Genomic DNA, 18,474 nt, shown 5'->3' on the forward strand with positions numbered 1-18,474 from the left:
CAGGAAATGGAGAGAATGGACCATCTGAAATTTTTTAAAAAGTAAATTCGAAACCAACATCTGCCTGGCGAGCATGAGCAGTTTGTTGAGTTGTTTGGATCGATCTCACAGAGCCAGGCAGCGCAAATCATGGACGAACTTTTTGGTGTTGGCACCATAAAGGATCGATGCGAAGCCTTTTGAAACATTAATTTCGGCAAGATCAAAAGTGGTGAAGCGCCCCATATCCACATAGCCATCATAAGGAACGTAAACCGGAACGCCATCGATGAACACCGGCACCTGGCGCAAGTCAAACCCGCGCACGTAAACCACGGATTCATTTCTTTGGCCAACATTAGCAATGCTCACACCTGGCAGGATGTTGAGTGCATTGGAAAAGATCGGTGCGGTTAAATTTTTCGATGCGTTGGTAGGAGAGCACACTATTACTATCCTTGCCTGATAATCCCGAAATCCTGACTTCCCCAAGTTGAAAAGTCCTGCTAGTGTTGGCTGAATCCAGTATTTGCTGACCATGGGTCAGTATTGGGAGACAAAGAGTTAATATTAAATGGGGTAGAAATGATCTCATTAAATCGATATGTATTTGTTTACATATCGCAAATATAAAGAGTCGTGTCATAACTCCATATTAAAGTTTAATGTCAGATCACGGATAGGAGGTCTTTTTCTGCTCTGGCAACTTCCATAAGTTTTTCGTCCGCCTCTTATAAGCTTCCATAACCTGCTTCCCTGTCTCCGTAATGATTGCCCCACCTCCATGCGTTCCGCCCTTTTGGGTAAGCACATATGGACTAGTTCCAAGCGTATTCATAGCATCGACCATCGCCCAGGCCTTCTTATACGAGAGCCCCATTGCAGTTGCGGCCTTGGCAATTGAGCCAGTTTCGGCAATGTGTTCAAGCAGTTCGTAGCGTCCGGGTCCGAAGAATTTTGTTTCTTCAATAAAAACCCAGTGGCGTATACGTATCTCAGTTTTTCGGTTCATATCTCAATGCTCACAATTAAATCTCAATCCGCAAAGCTAAGTTCCAAATCCATATAACTCGCGTATTATGCAACCTGGCATGATCACGAATCTGCGGAATCTGGTCACTTTAAATATGTAACCGCTTTGAGCTGTCTAAAAATTCGGTGGTATTTATGTACTCTCAGCGCCTCTAGTTTTTCTTCCCTTCTAGTTCTCAAAATGCCCTTTTTCTGCCATTTTAAATTACATTTTAGTGGTACACTAAAACAAATTACTGTATATTACAAATTGGCATGTTAAACTGTACTATTGGAATGGTGATTGGATACATAAGGGTTTCTAAGACCGAGCAAAACCAGGATCTTCAATTTGATTCTCTTAAGAAGGCGGGTTGTGAGAAAATTTATCATGAAAAGATTTCAGGCGCTTCTTCCCAAAGACCAGAATATTTAAAGATGATTTCAGAGCTGCGAAAAGGGGATGTCATAGTCGTCTGGCGAATTGACCGACTGGGCAGAACAACTTATGAGCTTATAAAGCTCATGGTCGAATGGAAAGAAATGGGAGTGGACTTCCGGAGTATTTCTGAAGGAATAGACACTTCTACCAAAATGGGCCGTTTATGGTATATGCTCAGCTCGGTCTTTGCTGAAAATGAACGAGAGATATTGATGGAACGCACTTTAGCTGGCATGGAAGCTGCTAGGGCTCGTGGAAGGGTAGGAGGTAGGCCAAAGGGACTTACCAAAAAGTCAAAAGAGTTAGCAAGTTTGGCCGCTACGTTATATCAAAGTAAAAAATACACTACTATGCAAATATGTGAGCAATTGAAAATTGGTAGCAAGGCGACGCTCTATAATTATTTGAGGCATGAGGGAATTGAGATTGAAGGGTGGGTGAGAACCATAAAATAAGTTTGAGTGCTATTGCTTTGTATAGTAATTTGATTTGTTCGCCTTATAAGAATTTCAAATGTCTTGGGGAATGAAGATTTTTTTGAAAAATGAACCTATTTTCCTTAACTATTTCTGATTAGAGGGGTTTACTACGCTGCAAACGGATTAACCTTTTCGTGCGGATTAACAATGACTATCTGTATTCGCTAAAAAATGCATTATATAGCCAGCCTAAACAACATTACTATGAATAATAATAGGATAACTAAAACTAAGAAAACGATACAATTAATTTTATTTTTTATTTTGGCCTTAAATATAATTTCATTTAAAAGTCTTTGGATCTCAATAGGAGTCATAGCTGGAGCAATAATTTTAACGGCATTCACATTGAAGAAAGACTCAAAAGAAAATAAAAATCATGCTTATTTGTCAATATTTGCTACCCTAGGTTTGGTTGTTTTTATTTTGTATAGAAACTTCATGTGAAAATTCTAATTGCAATAATTGACTGGAAAAAATTTGGTCAGGTGCAGCATATATCGCTTGATTTTTGTTCAGGTATTGATTTAGTAGCGAGACATGTGAATTGACAATATGTCGAGGTACTTTTGAGCGATTAGATGAAAACCTAATTGTGGGAATTTGTTCAAGACATGAGGGTGTGCTTAGATAAACCCTTATGGCATTTTACAAGCGGACGTTCTTAAAATGCCATATCGGGATACTGCCTCAATTTAGTCGATTATACCATTGCGACAGTGTCGCAACATTTGAGTTGGTAGTAGCTCCTGATATCGTCTCCTTTGAGAATACCGTGTGGAATCGATGTACTGAGTGACTTATCAACTCCACAAATTTATTTTGCCTTGCCTTATTGACATATTAACTTACCAGGAAAATTGCGAATACGCTGTATTCACAATTGGTTAACTGGCTACATTTTATCTAATAAATAATGCAAGTAATAGTTGATATTCAGAATATCATACGTGAAGCGCGGAACCGAGCCTACCAGAGTATAAACGTTACAATGGTAACTGCGTACTGGTTGATAGGAAGACGTATAGTGGAAGAGGATCAGCAAGGCAATACCCGAGCTGATTATGGGAAAGCGCTCATAGAAACACTATCTGAGTCTTTGCTGTCTGAGTTTGGTAAAGGATTTTCCCAAAGAAATTTGGAGCAAATGAGGACGTTTTATCTTGAATATCCAATTCCGCAGACAGTGTCTGCGGAATTCCAAGCAGATAATGCTGATTCCATCAGAGAAACGCCAGCTTTCAGACTGAGCTGGTCGCATTATTTAAATCTGATTTCTATCAAAAACATTGAAGAAAGAAGGTTTTATGAAATCGAGTCAATCGAAAACAATTGGAGCATCAGGGAGTTGAAGAGGCAATATGACTCAGGTCTGTACATGCGATTGGCACTGAGTACAGATAAGGTAGGGGTGAAGCGCTTATCTGAAAAGGGGCAGTTGATGGAGGGTCCAGCTGATGCGATTAAGGATCCATATATTTTAGAATTTCTGCATCTAAAGGAACATTTCAGTTATTCGGAGAGTGACTTAGAAAATGCACTAATTGATAAGTTGGAGCATTTTCTTCTTGAACTCGGTAAAGGGTTCACTTTTGTAGCCCGTCAAAAAAGAATCACTTTTACGGATAGGCATTTCTATGCAGATTTGGTGTTTTACAACCGTTTGCTGAAATGCTTTGTCATTATCGACTTGAAAATAGGGGAGATACAGCATCAGGATATTGGCCAGATGCAGATGTATGTCAACTACTATGACCGTCAAATCAAACTTGACGACGAGAATAAAACTATTGGAATCATCCTATGTCAGAAGAAGAGTGATTTGTTAGTGGAACTAACCTTACCTGAAAACAACGATCAAATTTTCGCTAGTCGCTATGAAACAGTTTTGCCAAGCAAAGAGGAATTAAGTAACCTCTTAAACTCTAAGAGCTAACCTCACGAAGTTTCATCTCACTTATTACCATAAAAAAAGCATTTCAAAACAGTAAATGCTTTTTTTTCTATTTGATGGTTCTTCAATACTCAACCTCGCATAACAGCCGTTATGGAAATTACCTATATGAGTAACATTACCTAATTGACCAAGCCGATTAGATCCAAAAGACTACTTGCCAATAATTAATTTTAAATAATGCGTGTACATGGTGAAATCAAAGCCCTTTAGAGGCTTACTGAGGATAAGCTTGTTTATGACCTTTGTGACCTTTTTAGTAGCAGGCTGCAAAGAAGATCCCTATGTTATTACATGTAAAGACGGCCTCGTAGAATATCAAGAGCTAATGAATGGAGAGTTAGTTTCTTTTATGAATGTTAAAGACGCTGATAAGGTCATTCAGCGGGTTATCCGATCTCGATCTGAATTAGAACAATCTCTTGATCTTTCCAGGGTAAACGCTAGGATAGATTTTAAAGAGAAGACGTTGCTTGCCGGTCGTATATATTCCAGCCAACGGGCTAATTTGATTCGGCAGGAAGTAACTAGCGACTGTAAGCGAGAGGAAATAACTTATAGCATCACCTTAAAATATCACCAATATCTTCCCGAATCGGGCTACACAAAGTTCTTTGCTATCATTCCAAAAATTTCCGACAAAACAAAGGTCAAACTTATTATTAATTATGAAAACTGACGTAACTATGAGAAACCACCTACTTAGAGCATGTGTACTTCAAATTTTCTGCTACAATCGTAGTTTACAAAACCTTTGAAGGAGTGTTCCAGCTATGCTAACCAAATAATATTTTGTTGTATGTTAGGCCTTATGTTCACTGAAATATCCCCGGCTTGCGGATACCTTTGAACTTGATGAGAAAAGTGGCAGAGGAGTAAGATTCCAGCGTGTAGTTTAGCAACCGATCTGGGTCTTGATGTAAGATTTCCGACAACATGTTCCAGCAGCCTACGCATCCATTCCCCCTATTCACAGCTCCTGCCCGCACCCCTAAAAGTGTTGTTAATGCCTATTACTGTATATTAAACAATTAGAATTGCGCTCAAACTGATAGACTAGGCGCACTAGGTCGCAAATTGATTGCAGTTCCTCCCAAGTCAAAAACGACCAAAACTTTAATTCAAGTTTTAAAGAACGAGTATAAAATGCCCTACTAAAATTAAAACATATAGCTGCTATCCAAATAAATATTGTCAGTAGAACAGACTGCCATTCCTCAGAAACGTTTAATATTGGTTCTGGAACAATTTTAAATAAACTGAAGAATAGAATAAAGCAAATAGCTAGCATGACGAGAGTACTGTTAAAAAACAGAATTCCGAAAGATTTGGGAGATCTAAAGAAAAATAATTTCTCTGAGGTATATTGCCGCAATAATAAGGAGGCACAAACGGAGCTTAGCTGCTTTCTATTCAGCTGGTGGACTGAAATAATGTGTTCGTTTAGTTCTCGCTGGTGCAGTTGATAAATTAGTCTTTCTTTCACGCCGATGTAAAAGGTGAGCTCGCGATTATGATCACGCCATCCGTAGGTACGTGTAAGATAATAAAAATAGACGTCATTTAATGGTCGAAATACCGACTCTAGTAACAATCCAATGAATAGCGCTGGAATTGCTACCATAGAACTGTCTCTCAAAGTTCCAACATGAAGAACATACATAATTCCACAGAGCAGAAGGCCAGGAAGATACATTCGAATTGTATCATGAAAGCTCAATTTTTCCATTGCACTTACTATGTTATGATGCTAATATATGGATTTATTAGTCTGTCGGTGTGTAGAAAGAGTTATGTGTGTAACGTATATAGCAGGCGTTATGATTGCTATTAAAGTCTCACACCAGCAACTCTACGCTGTTAAGTAATTCTATCCAAAACTTTCAGCACATTAAGCTACAGCTTTCACCTGCTTCTAATCTGGCCCATACCTAGGAAAACAATACAAGTTGCACAAAGCAGACTGGTCGTCACTCACGCTGCCCGCTCCATTCGCTCCGCTCCCGTGTTGGTGTTGCCATTCCTGCCTTTGGCCTTGCGCCTGCCTGGCATCGTTCTCCAACGGTGGAGGGCCAGCTAAAAAGCAGAACGATGAAAACCGACCAATTCACAAAAGCAGATCTTAACCCTTTGAAACTACCTCCTTTGCCTTATCTAGCCTATTTTTACTGCTTAAGACCTTATTATCTCTCATAAGAAGACCAAGGACAATCACAGTAAAAATACTTTGTAGACTGATGGCTATTGGCACTCTCAGATCGCCACCTTCATTGTTGAACCACAGTTCATTCAATTGGGTAAGTTGTATAACAAAAATGCCAGCTCCAAGGATAAGTACTAACACAGCAACTCGCTTTGACGTCGCAAATATGAGGTAAAGCAGTCCTATAACAAACAGAACGGTTACAGCAAAGAAAACCATTTCTAATTTTTTGCCATAAGCAAAGTAGGTAGTAAGTACCGGAAGAAGAGACAGTGCCAAAAGTATGTATACTATTTTCTTAAGAGCTTTCATTGCATTACCTGGTTGATTTGGTGTCAAACTGTTTTTCCCATTCTTCAAGTGTGAAAATCCTATCTCCCACCTTAACACCGGCTATTCCTATTGACAGACCTAACACTGAAAAATCTTACCAGACTTATTCCACTTCGATAGCCAGAGAGTCGTTGTCGTTTTCTTGACAACCTCTATCATAAAGGATGATCAAAGTCTTGGAAAGCACGTTACTACTTGTGGAGACATTGGTAAGCACGGCCCGGAGATTGAAAGCAAGAAGAATGCGGAAGATGCCGATCAGTTCGCAGACCCTATGCGCTCTATTATCGACGAACTAATAGCCGAAGGCTTTACAATAGTACGCGGGATCTTTGGCGAGATGGAACAGGCGGGTTGTGCAAACCTTCAGGAACAATGGTCAAAAATGGCACCGCACGTCAATGTACCGATTGTTAAAGCAGCTTAAACACATCTATTCCATAAGGTAAGGTTCTTGGAAAAGGATATAATATGCATACCTTGATTATGAAAGAATTTTCTTCTCTTATGGCAAACGAAGTTAAATGTCCAAAGTGCGGATCTACGCAGATAACGGCGAATAAAAAAGGTTTTAGTCTGGGGAAAGCTGTCGCGGGAACAGTTGCTGTTGGTCCGTTAGGAGCTCTTGCAGGGGTTCATGGGAGCTCCAAAATAGAAATTACTTGTCTTTCATGCGGAAACTTCTGGAATCCAAAGGTTGAAGCTGACCAGATTAGAAATGGGGTCACAATACAAACTACGTCATTCCATTTACTTAAAGAGGATTGGCATCGGGACTTTGTGTCTGCTTACGAAAATGGCAACCGTGCATTGGCTAATTCAATTTTACAATTAAATGACCCCACCACATTTGCTCGAAGAGGGGTAGACAGATTTTATAATGACTTACCAAAATCAGAAACTTTTGTACCCGGAAGTGATTCCAATCAGCAAAACGGAATTTTAATGATTGCAGTTGTTGTAGTCGTCATCCTGATAATCATATTAATTTCTAAGATATTTTGAACGATGGTATTCTTATTAAAAAAGTAAATTGATCAAAAATGGAGTTTAATTTTACGGTTACAACACAGAAGGCTGAATTGATTACCAAGGAAGAATATCGTCTGTATTGGTTGGGAAATAATAACTCGGTATTACCTGACAACATTGGAACGTGTAAAGTACAGTTGGACGATAATCAGGTTAATTGTTCTGCGACAATAACCACAGGAGGGATCCGGCATACCTTAAATGACGCGACTATTGCTGAATTTGTTCCTAATGATGTTCTTGAAGGTAAATGTAAATATGGCATCATGTTTAAGAATGATATCAATGGAAATGAATATGTTTATGGTTTCTTTCTTGAATCATAATGCTGATTAGCAGGAGGGTCTGAGGATCCTACGCAACTTCAATTCAAATATAAAATCTCTGAGAAATTACTAACAGATGTGAAAAACCCACAGCTGGTGGTGAGTCCCATCTTGGAAATATACGTTGACAGTATAGAAAGGCGAATTGATCCTTGTTACAAGAGCAGTGTTTTGTAGCAAATAATCAGCAAAATCCTGGAATATAAGGTATAACAGCATCAGATCCGGTGCTTCCCAAAATAGTGAGATAAGACGTATCAAGCTTATAAAAAGGCAAGGCGTATCAAGCTTATAATATCAAGGGATGTGGCGGCTAGTTTGATCCAAAAGTTAAAGCGCTTTTTCTTTTCCATTTCGACCGTATTTTTTTGCAATATGCGAGGTAAATATCATGTCTCAAGAATATTTAAATCGGGTATGAGAAAGATAGTATTTTTTGTATTGGCTATTAGCTTGTTATCTGCCAGTTGTCAGAGGCGCACCCACATATTTGGGTTTGTAGGAGACGAGAATAAGAAAGCGATTATTGGCGCAAAGATGGCTGTTGTTAAAGTGAGTGGTAAGTATCCATCCAAGGCTGATACGCTGGCAATCGGTTATAGTAAAGAAAATGGTTACCAGCTAAATTTGGTCAAACAAGGACGCCATAAGAACGTTCAACTCGTAAACCCCTATCTGATCAATGCGGATTTACAAGATAAATTCAGGATTTCGGAAGTCTCAAAAGGAGGGAAAGCGATACCTGACTCGGATTGTTGTGAGATTATTATCGGAGTAGCGAACGAGCACAGCTTTCTGCTTAAAAAATAAGCGACTTAGATATTATGTATTCAGAGGGGCTTAGTTGATTATCAGACTATCATCAGAGTTGTGCAAATCATGTTTGTTGCTATCCTATTTATATATTGCACATTATTATTCACCAATTAGCACTATAAATGAAAGCTAAAAATATCCGGTTTTTCTCACCGCAGGAAAATGAGCTCCAAGCAGAAAAGAATGCCAAAGCAAAAGCCCTTCCAAAAGGCTATATCTCTGCTGCTGGCAAAATAGTGTTTCCGTCAGCGGCCATTGAAGAATTGGGCATTGAACCTGAGACTACTAAATTTCAGGTAGGGACTGATGGTGGCAAGCGCAAGATCAAAAACCTTTACCTGGTGCCAACTGAGCAGCAAAGCGCCTTTTCAATCGTCCGCACTGGCCGAGGCTACTCGCTGCCATTGGATGTGATCCTTTCAAAAGGAGGGATCGACTACAGCAATCAGAAGTATGTGTTTACAGCTTCCATCTTTCAGCATGAGGATTCAGTTGGCTATGCTTTGGAAATCGTTCCTGAGCAGGCTATCGAAAAGGTACCCTATACCGGAAAGCCACGGGGCCGCAAGCCAAAAACAAACCCGCAAGATTCTGATCAGGTTCCACAGTAAAGATAATATTGCCGGTAACCAGTATACGTCAATAATAATGCCGGTTACCGGCATTAAATATTATGCACAATCATTTTGCCTTTCTTAGCGAATGGGGAAACAACGCACTTGATTTCTCTAAAAGGCCAGGTTCGGCCATTTTACCAACAACCCATTTTATTGTCTGTGCGATAGTCATTGGCAAAGCTGATGTGCCGTGCGTCTTGCCTGTACTTGAAGCGGTGAGCAAGCGCCACTTCAATGGTGGTCAGATTGATTCAGAAATGATCAGCAGCGACCACATCAAAAGGAAACAAATCCTGGAAGACCTCGAAGAGTTGCCCTTCCAGATATTTTCTGTCATTGTAGATAAGCGGCAGCTGATAGGAGAGGGCCTGCGCTACAAAGGCTCCTTTTTTAAATTCCTGCATGGTCTGGCCGACCGGGAGCTGTTCCGGATCTTTCCCGACCTGGAAATGTTCACAGGCCAGATCCAGGATGAAACCTTTATGAAAGGGTTCGTCTCTTATGTGCAGCAGAACCATATCGCCAACCTTTTCAATGAGTCCTCCTTTGGTTTTATTGCAGCACAGGATAGTTTGATGGTACAGACCGCTGGGTTCATTGCCGGGACGCTGGCACGCTGCTATGATGAGACAGTCATCACTGATCAAAGGGCTGACTTTATAGAAGTCCTTAAACGCAAAGTGGTTACTATCAGGTTTTGGCCCGATGCATTCGAGCATAACCTGATCAGCCGGCCGCAGCCAGGGCCCAGCTTCGACCCGCTATTGTCTGAGCTGAGCGTTAACCTGGCCAACGACTTCCTGCATCGCAAATCAGCCGATAGAGCCCCGCAGGCTATTGACCAGGTGAGCACCCTGAGCTATCTGCTCTTTCATTTCAGGCATATTGACCCAGTCCGCTATATCACAAGCTTTGAGCTCATGGAGCATATCAGGGCCCGGAAAGGAAAAAACGTTTCGCTTCATTACTTTCAAACCAAGGTAATAGCGCCCCTTAGGGATGCAGGTGTGCTGATTGCCAGCAGCTCGCGCGGATATAAGCTGCCGGCAAGTGAGCAAGATCTATATGACTTTGTCAGCCACAGCAATACTATCATTGAACCAATGCTTTCCCGGGTAAAACGGTTTCGTGACCAGGTTCATATAGCATCAGATGGGAAGATCGATGTGCTGGCTGCGGACGAGTACAAGGTGATCCGAAAAGTGATTGATTTCTAGGGAGAAAGTTGTGTATTTGGATAATTTACCATCGTCTGCCATAGCCAGTCACACTGATTATTTAATTTATGAAGTAAAGGGTAAGTTAAATTCTTCAATAATATCTGCAATTCTGCAGAGCCCTTGTCTCCATCCTTATTTGCTAGTGCTGAACACCTAATGCGACTCCGCTGCTGGTTAAATATTATTTTGGAATGTAAACTTTGGGAGAGTTCCTATGCGTATTACGTTTTTGTTACCAAAAAATAAGATTTTGGGAATATTTTTTTGTAACCTTTGGATATATCGTTGTTATAAAATAATATTGACAACAAAAATAGTTCTACAACCTGTTGGGTAAACTACGAAAAAGCTTAATGCTTAGAATGCTCGTATCTACGCTGCTTCTGTTTACAGATATCAACGTTGGTACAGCTCAATCTGTTGAGGATTCTACTCGTTTCGAAATTGGTGTAGACCTACTGTCTCCATTTAGTAATTTGAGACTAGATCGATTAAATAGTACCTACGGATTAATTTTTAAAAGAGCTATCTCACCTACTGGGGCATTACGCTTGCGCACTGACCTAGGTATTGATTATATGCCTTCACCAACGATAAAGGGCACTAATCAGCCAAGAGAATTTTCCACTTCCTTTGACTTAGGGTACGAAAAAAGAAATAGATTTAACCGCTTTGTCCATTACTATGGCTCTGATTTATCTTTTCGATACTACAAATTAAATAGCACAGTCCTGATTGGAATATCCGGCACGAGCGCCTCACCCTATACCAATCAAAAGGGTAGGATTGTAGATTTTGGAATTTCTGCTTTCACAGGCGGAAAATACTATATAGCAAGCCATATATCATTATCTATTGAAACTACTGCCTTATTAAGTTACGCTGATATCTTTGAAAAATCACAAGACTTTGACGTGAACGGTAATGCATTGGGGAGTGCCGTGCCGACAATAGATACCAACGGAATCACATTCAAAATTATGCCTATATCAGTAATTTATTTAAGCTATTACTTCTAAATATGACTCTATGAAAACTCTCTGCTTATTTGTCATTGCATCATTGATTTTCATTCACTCGCATTCAAGGGCACAAACCGTTTACATAAGTGGCACTTTTGCCGGAGTTGAACCTTACAGCAATTACACTTACAAAGCACAAATAGGAGGACTAACCCCAGTGCTAAGCGCATTGGAGTGCGTTTGGGAATTGGACGGGCTTGCGCCCGGAGCAAGCCCGTCTCTCTCAACAGGCCCAACATACAGTGCGAAAAATGGACAGATAAGCAATGTCCAATGGGAAAATACTCCCGGAAGCTCTGATCCGAAATGGATAAAAGTCACTGTTTACTATAGAAAAAATGGAGATGACCAGACACCGTTGATATATCAAACCCCAATATCAGTGAAACATATCAGTATTCCGGGGCCGTTGAACATAGCCGGATCAAACTATTCGCATAATTCAACTTTCTTTTTGAATTGCGGTGTTACCAACTTACCGGTCTCATTTCCAGCAGTTACTACATCAGATCCTGTGTCAGCAGTAACCTACACATGGACATATCCTCCAGGTTGGAACGGTCCTATAACAACAACTACGCCAAGTGCTAACATAAGTTCTCACCAAAGTAACCCAGGTAAGATAAGGGTCGAAGCAAAGAGAAATGACGGGACATCGAAAACTTTTATTTCGGTGGATGTTACAAGGCCATCTCCAACTGTAACTGGACTCAGCTCCTCTGATCCGTATTGGCTGCTTTGCAACCCCTCGCAAAAATTGACACTATCAGCTAATGCGTCAGGTAATACCGTCACTGATAAGTTTATTTGGACGCCTTATGACGGTGTAAAAGTTAATAACTCAAATTCGCCACAAACGATCCTTGGCAGTGTTTCTGCAGATTTAACAGCTTCGGCACAAGGTAGCTTTAATGTAAAAGGGTACTCAACAGTTTGCGGAAAGTCAAGTACGACCTCCATTACAAGGTATATTTACTATGGACTTCCTGCCCTGTCAGGAGCAAATCAATACCTTTTTGAGCCAACGACCAATTTGTGGCACTGTTCTGTCAATCCGCAGTATTCAGCAAATCATAACTGGACGGTGATATCGGGAGATGCGAGCATAAGTCCGACTTCCTTTGCGGCCTACGTGAGTAGCGTTAATGGTGGCGTTGTTGCAGTATCATTGTCGAATGGGTGCGGGTCAACCGGGCAACAGTATTTTACTATTCCCCCATCAGGAGGAATGCTCATGGCTTACCCAAACCCCGCAAAAGAACAGCTAACCCTCCAACTAAAAAATACTGAAATTTTAGAACTGCTTCCTGAATCCATAACATTAGTTGACGAACTTACCGGCAGTGAGGCTCTTTCAGTTCCAGTGAATGACATATTTCAGAAAAAACAGTTTCAAGATGGGAACAAGTTATTGTTAGATGTAAAGAGCCTTCGAAGAGGAATCTATTATCTTAATATTATATCCAAACCGAATTCTAACCAGAAGAGCCAAAAGATTAGGATCAAGCTTGAATGATGAGGACAAAGTAACTTAAATCTTCCAAAATATATGAAAAATATAATTTTGTTAATATTACTACTAACATATGCGGGATCTTGTCGCGAGAAAACTACGGACCCGGTACCTACAATCGATGTTGGTAGTCCAGATCTTAAATATGATCAAACTAGACAACTTAAAGTCATGCAAGGATCGCAAATTTTGGATTTTAAGTCATACATATGGAAAATTGATGACGAGAGTATCGGGACAGTGAGAGCAGATGGATTGTTCACCGCCAGAAAAGTTGGTGAGTCTATTATAAGCGTGTCTGAACAAAACGGAAAGCTTCTTAGCCAAACGAAAATTGTAGTTACCCCTTACAGTACTTTGTGTACTGAACCTATCACTGAAAGAGGTATATCAAGTGCAGCTATTTTGTCACGTGAAAGGCGATCATTGAATTCTAAACTACATACTAGATTAGATTTTTTTGGAGAAAACGAAAAGGTAAAAAAAGTTATTTATGAGTTGAACAGTCAGGGAAATCTTGAATTTTCGGTCTTAGTTCTTGTTAACACCAAGGCGGTCTATGAAGAGGCAGAGTTGTTCTTGACAGAAAGGTACCCGACACATATTACTGAGGAGGGGATGAACTATTATCTTAATGATAAACGCGACCAGGCTATATATGTTGGTAAAACCAACGAAAATGAATTTAAGATTTCCTATACGCCCCAAATTTCCGGTGGTTTGAGGAAAGTACAGCATTGACTTTCCCGCAATTTTAGATGCCTCGCCGCCTGAGTAATAGGGGTGAATTGTGAGGATAGCTAAGGTTATTGATGTTCAGCCAATGGACGAAGGGTTGAAAATTATTCAAATGAAGTATAATTACTAGAATTATCTCCATGAAACACGCCGCTGTTAACCGGCGTCGAAAAATTAACAATTTTGATTGAAAGGTTACTTTGTTCTTGTGATGTGTATTGGCGGCTAGTGCAAAATGAGGTTTTCAATGATCATTTATGTTATATTCTCTAATATCAACCTATCTACATTTAAAGGATGCATACTAGGATGAAGAATGAAAAAGAGAAGACTAAATTGTTTATTTAACATAACAAAAGTTATAAAACACACAATATGTTACTAATAATCATGTACAATATATTTGTAACAACATGTAGATTAGTAAAATTGCTACTTTTCAAAAGACATGTTGTCTAAACGTTTCGCAGAAATTGTTACCGCCGGCCAGATCCAGCAGACGTTTCTACATTGTTATAAGCCCAGCTTTGCCGTTTAAACCGGTGGTATTTCAAGCACCGATCCGGCAGCAGATTCCTGATATCGAAACAGCCCAACTGCAACAATTGATAAAGGATTTATTGGGCGGACACCCAATAAAACTTAGACATGACAAACTACATAAGGTACTGAAAGACACCAATTACTATCGAAAAGGCAAATGTATAAGGACCACTAACTCTGAGCACTGCTATCACAAGTATTTAACCGTGCTAAAAACCTGATTCACAAGCGCGCCAACATACTCTGTGCGGCCAACATGACCTACATCCACTGCGTTCAAACTTCGTTTACCTGCCGGTGATCTTAGGCACATATACGCGCAAAATTGTCGGCTGGCACCTGGGCAACTGAATGTTAATCCGGTGACCGCTTGAAGTCTGATCAGGAATTGTCTTCTGGCGGCTGAATAACCAAAATCAAATTCCGACACAGTTCTATATACTCTCCCGACTGGCTTTTTTTACTACTTCACATATTATTTTCCATCAACTATCGCAATACTTTCAAGCGTCCTTTCATAAAGAAGTTTATCGTAATCTTCTCTCCATTCCTCTAATTTATAGTAGGCCTTTAATGCATTTTCATACCTTACTGGTGCCACGACGGTTTCATATTCCAAGCTATCAAATTCATTCTCCTTTGCTTTCCTTAACCTATCTCCCTTGTAGCTAACAATTTGAACATCAGGTGGTGTGCCTAATTTATAGTAAGGCAATAATACATTATCCAGGTTTGACTGCCTATTTCCAATAACTTGCCAGTATTTGTGGTATAATAAAGCATCCATGGTATAGCCCAAAAATAAAATATCATCCTTAATGATTTCATCCAAACTAGGCCAGTCTTGCCCTGAATAGACTTGCTTAAAAACAACAATAATGAAGTTACTTTTATTTGGAATTTTAATAATTTGCCCAAAGCCAATTTTATCATCACTAAGTGGTATCGTGAATAAATCTCCGATTTTTAATTTCTTCATTAGCCTTTCTCTTTTCTAATTACATTCCTTTTATTTGACGTCCCGCCATCTGGATTTGATTTATTCGTTGGTCCTCCTCTTGCGTCCAAAGCTTTTTGTTCCTTTAAATTTAAATCTTTTCCAGGCCTTCCTTTATCAATTTTCTGAAACTCAAAATCAGCTTTTGGATTTGCTCTTGCATGTTCGGCTTGCCTTGCAGCATATCGTTCTGCACTTTTTGCCTGTCCAACATAGGGTTTCAGGCCTCCTTCTACCATATCTGTACGTAAATAGACTACCCCTTTAGATAAAACATTATCCAATATTTTTCCACCTATGCCAGCCGCTACACCAACAGCCGCATCTATGGCGACAGATTGAACAGTAATTGCTTTTCCTTGAATCGCACTGTTTATTGCACCACCAAAAGAATTAGCTCCACCTGAAACTACCGCACCCGTCAGTAAACTTGTCCCACCTGTTAAACCTGCTGCTCCGCCCGTAATACCTCCTTGTAAAGCTGCTCCGCCAACCGCATTCCAATTTCGAATTTCTCCATGATTATATAGCTGTAATCCCGCTTCAAGCCCGCCACCAACCAAAGCTCCAACCCCGGCACCAATCAGTCCTGTTATAACTGGAAAATTTCCATTGGGATCACTCCGCAAGATAGGGCTATTCCAACCGTATTGATAAACAGACTGATTTTCCTGAGTTTCGGTAATTGGATCTACTGCCAAAAACCTTCCAATCTGCGGATCGTAGAACCTTGCCTGCAAATCTATCCAATTTGTTTCTCTTTGAGACTCCCTTCCGATAAATTTGAACCTATCCGCCGGGCTTCCGCCCACCTTCTCCGCATTCGCATTCAAAGGCAGACCTAATCCCCATGGATCATAATGGTTTTCCTGTACAACAATCGGTGGATAGGCATCTCCAGGGCCCGTTGCCCCCGATTTTTCTCCGCACCGGCAGGCTACCCGCAAATTGCCCAGGTGATCATTGATTTGGTACTCGTAGCGGTAAAAAGTGTTTGTGATACCTGCAGGTGCTGCCACACTTCCGTTCAACTCAGGATTAATTGCCCGTTGCGGTGGAAGTAAGCGTCCTTCTGCGGTTGGAATAAATTCCAGACTGTCGTTGACATATACCAATCCAGCCACATAGTCATATACTTTACCAGCGCCAAAGTTTGCTTTTAATTTGGTGCCATCAGCTGCATAATTGTAAGTGATTGCCTGTCCGGACTTTGTAATCGTCTGAGGAAGGTTTAGATAATTATAAACGATATTAGTGATGCCTTTACCGGAATCAGTTAGCAAATTACCGTTTGCGTCATATGTATAATTTGAACTTGGTCCAAAAAACTCGCCGGCCGCCGGACTTGGACTTGTCCCAGTCTCAACAATACCAGAAAGTTTGTTAGAGTTGGCTGTGTATGCATAAGCAAGGTTATCGACAACTGAACCGTTAAAAGTCCTTTTCATATTGACGATATTACCATTGTCATCATAGTTTACTTTGTTTGCATCCGATCCACCCAACGCAAAAACTGTTGACGATTCGGATGAAGTAGTTTTGGTCAAATTACCTGTCTTGATCCGATTAAGATTGTCATAGGTGAATGTATATGTATATGGGTCTTTTGGTGTTATAACAGGCGCGTCCGCATAAGCACCTGTGCGTTGGGCAGAACGATAATTTGAAGTTTGGATGTTCCCTACATTGTCATACCCAAGCGTCATCCCAAAGAAATCGGTTTCGCTACCAGTTACAAGTTGGGATGGGTCATTCAGACTGGTCATCCATCCGCGCATATTATAGGTGTAGTCGACTTTCTGAATATTACAGCCCAGCGTCTTTGATACCATTTCGCCTATGCCATTAAAGCTGTACCGACCGACAGGCTCCCAGTACGCACCGTTAGTACCTGTATTAGCGTCGGTCACCTTTTGACAAACCGCCTTCATCCTCCCTCCCCTGTCATAAGATGTCAGTGTCTCAACAACAAGGCTATTAAGCGTTGAAAGCTTTGCTTCCAGCTCCCTTCCAGCAAAATCAAGCTTATTTGACTTCCTGTCGTAGCCGCTTTTATGGTTTTGTGAAACCACCTGGATCGGCTGGCCAACATTGTCATAATAGGTCGTAGTGCGCAGCATCGTACTTCCAAGATTCCGATTTTCAACTGCAACCAACATTCCCTTTACATTCGCGAGCTTAGCTACAGCATAGGCATGTGCCAGATCAAAATTTTCCTGGGTACCTGTGACCGTAGGATAGGAATCATAGTAGTTGTGTGTGATCTCCTGCGAACCCAGGGAAACTGTTGAAACCCTGTTTAGGTCATCATATACGTTAGTGACCACTTGTGACTTAGCATCTGTTGTTGTAAGAAGTCTGTCCCTGGAATCATAAGTCATTGCTGTTGTACCTGCACCTGGGATTTTTTTGGATGTCATCCTACCGCGACTATCATAGCTATACGCAAACAAAAGGTCGTTGGTAAGAGGATCAAAGTTGGCGCCGGATAATACAGAAGCTGCCTTGGGAGGAATTACACACCGCAATAATCCGAAATCATCAAAGCAGTAATACGTTTTTTTCGTGGAGACATCCCTACAAACAATGCGCCCCTCAAAATCTTTATATTCAGTAGTCTTGTTGCCATTTTCGTCTAAGAATTCTGTCACGTATACCTTACCAGCTGCGGCATTGGAGACGTCGACTTTATTAGTTGAAAAGTTATAGGTCAGTATTTTGATCTCACTTGCTGAATTGCCCCTGTAAACAAACTGCTGTGCGGCGCTACTACCAGGTGCCTTTTGAGATATTACCCTATTTAAGGGTGAATTGTCATAGGCAATCTCGGTAAAAGCATTGCCCGTCTTACCTGCATCTTGAAAGTACTGCTCCTGTGGAGAAGTAGCATTATCGACAAATCCTCCTGATGATGCGGCTGTTGCATAAGCAAGATACTTTTTTGGCTCCCTGCCATATGCGTCATATACAATAGGCTGTACCAAATCGGACTGCTGGGATTGGTCTGCAAACGAATACCCGCCAGCTTCGCGTTTGACTTGTTGCATAGGCCTGCCCAGTCCATCCAAGTAAGAAATGGTCTGCGCGACAGAAGTTCCATCTGAGTTTAAATGCGTGTTCTCAATAATGTAATTTCTATTAGTTGAACCACTAGCTGATTCAGAGACTGACGGGTTGGTCACATCTTTTACGGCAGGCAAATCGCAGTCTGTACAACCGCAATCAGTACCCGAGGAGCAACTTTCAAAA

17 protein-coding genes are annotated in these 18,474 nt (G+C 40.7%); 12 read left to right on the top strand and 5 right to left on the bottom strand.

The window, feature by feature from the left end; all coding sequences use genetic code 11:
- Positions 1-105: 105 nt before the first annotated feature.
- Both KOD92_RS26150 and KOD92_RS26155 read right to left on the bottom strand, forming a co-directional pair.
- Positions 106-519 (bottom strand): Plug domain-containing protein, encoded by a 414-nt coding sequence (locus KOD92_RS26150; RefSeq protein WP_229254886.1) that lies wholly within the window; start codon positions 517-519, stop codon positions 106-108.
- A 133-nt stretch (positions 520-652) separates the two neighbouring features.
- The gene (locus KOD92_RS26155; protein ID WP_215236564.1) at positions 653-991 is read right to left on the bottom strand and encodes a winged helix-turn-helix domain-containing protein; all 339 of its coding nucleotides are present in this window, start codon (positions 989-991) and stop codon (positions 653-655) included.
- A gap of 296 nt (positions 992-1,287) precedes the next feature.
- Between KOD92_RS26155 and KOD92_RS26160 the strand changes: the two genes are divergently transcribed.
- The 3 genes from KOD92_RS26160 (at position 1,288) to KOD92_RS26170 (ending at position 4,544) form a co-directional block, all read left to right on the top strand.
- Complete coding sequence (locus KOD92_RS26160) at positions 1,288-1,887, top strand: recombinase family protein (RefSeq protein WP_215236565.1); 600 nt, start codon at positions 1,288-1,290, stop codon at positions 1,885-1,887.
- Positions 1,888-2,827: 940 nt separating this feature from the next.
- Positions 2,828-3,847 (top strand): PDDEXK nuclease domain-containing protein, encoded by a 1,020-nt coding sequence (locus KOD92_RS26165; protein ID WP_215236566.1) that lies wholly within the window; start codon positions 2,828-2,830, stop codon positions 3,845-3,847.
- A gap of 208 nt (positions 3,848-4,055) precedes the next feature.
- The gene (locus tag KOD92_RS26170; RefSeq protein ID WP_215236567.1) at positions 4,056-4,544 is read left to right on the top strand and encodes a hypothetical protein; all 489 of its coding nucleotides are present in this window, start codon (positions 4,056-4,058) and stop codon (positions 4,542-4,544) included.
- Between the two features lie 1,443 nt (positions 4,545-5,987).
- On the opposite strand, the gene KOD92_RS26175 is transcribed toward KOD92_RS26170, so the two are convergent.
- On the bottom strand, positions 5,988-6,380 hold the full coding sequence (locus KOD92_RS26175) for a hypothetical protein (protein ID WP_215236568.1): 393 nt from the start codon (positions 6,378-6,380) through the stop codon (positions 5,988-5,990).
- Between the two features lie 163 nt (positions 6,381-6,543).
- Between KOD92_RS26175 and KOD92_RS26180 the strand changes: the two genes are divergently transcribed.
- From KOD92_RS26180 to KOD92_RS26220, 9 genes are all read left to right on the top strand, one after another.
- Positions 6,544-6,828: a hypothetical protein gene (locus KOD92_RS26180; protein WP_215236569.1), complete on the top strand. Its 285-nt coding sequence runs from the start codon at positions 6,544-6,546 to the stop codon at positions 6,826-6,828.
- A gap of 59 nt (positions 6,829-6,887) precedes the next feature.
- A complete protein-coding gene (locus KOD92_RS26185) occupies positions 6,888-7,406 on the top strand; it encodes a hypothetical protein (protein WP_215236570.1) in 519 nt (172 codons plus the stop codon).
- A 38-nt stretch (positions 7,407-7,444) separates the two neighbouring features.
- Positions 7,445-7,759, top strand: a complete 315-nt coding sequence (locus tag KOD92_RS26190; protein WP_215236571.1) for a hypothetical protein — start codon at positions 7,445-7,447, stop codon at positions 7,757-7,759.
- A 417-nt stretch (positions 7,760-8,176) separates the two neighbouring features.
- Complete coding sequence (locus KOD92_RS26195; protein ID WP_215236572.1) at positions 8,177-8,569, top strand: hypothetical protein; 393 nt, start codon at positions 8,177-8,179, stop codon at positions 8,567-8,569.
- 128 nt (positions 8,570-8,697) lie between these two features.
- Positions 8,698-9,186, top strand: a complete 489-nt coding sequence (locus KOD92_RS26200) for a hypothetical protein (protein WP_215236573.1) — start codon at positions 8,698-8,700, stop codon at positions 9,184-9,186.
- Between the two features lie 62 nt (positions 9,187-9,248).
- A complete protein-coding gene (locus tag KOD92_RS26205) occupies positions 9,249-10,409 on the top strand; it encodes a hypothetical protein (RefSeq protein WP_215236574.1) in 1,161 nt (386 codons plus the stop codon).
- Positions 10,410-10,774: 365 nt separating this feature from the next.
- Complete coding sequence (locus KOD92_RS26210; protein ID WP_215236575.1) at positions 10,775-11,431, top strand: hypothetical protein; 657 nt, start codon at positions 10,775-10,777, stop codon at positions 11,429-11,431.
- A gap of 10 nt (positions 11,432-11,441) precedes the next feature.
- Positions 11,442-12,950 (top strand): T9SS type A sorting domain-containing protein, encoded by a 1,509-nt coding sequence (locus tag KOD92_RS26215; protein WP_215236576.1) that lies wholly within the window; start codon positions 11,442-11,444, stop codon positions 12,948-12,950.
- A gap of 33 nt (positions 12,951-12,983) precedes the next feature.
- Positions 12,984-13,688 (top strand): Ig-like domain-containing protein, encoded by a 705-nt coding sequence (locus KOD92_RS26220; RefSeq protein WP_215236577.1) that lies wholly within the window; start codon positions 12,984-12,986, stop codon positions 13,686-13,688.
- 1,015 nt (positions 13,689-14,703) lie between these two features.
- On the opposite strand, the gene KOD92_RS26225 is transcribed toward KOD92_RS26220, so the two are convergent.
- On the bottom strand, positions 14,704-15,207 hold the full coding sequence (locus KOD92_RS26225) for an Imm26 family immunity protein (protein ID WP_215236578.1): 504 nt from the start codon (positions 15,205-15,207) through the stop codon (positions 14,704-14,706).
- Positions 15,207-18,425: a DUF6443 domain-containing protein gene (locus tag KOD92_RS26230; RefSeq protein ID WP_215236579.1), complete on the bottom strand. Its 3,219-nt coding sequence runs from the start codon at positions 18,423-18,425 to the stop codon at positions 15,207-15,209. The genes KOD92_RS26225 and KOD92_RS26230 overlap by 1 nt, the downstream gene beginning before the upstream one ends.
- Positions 18,426-18,474: the final 49 nt, after the last annotated feature.

Source organism: Dyadobacter linearis (assembly GCF_907165045.1).
Classification (GTDB): Bacteria; Bacteroidota; Bacteroidia; order Cytophagales; family Spirosomataceae; genus Dyadobacter; species Dyadobacter linearis.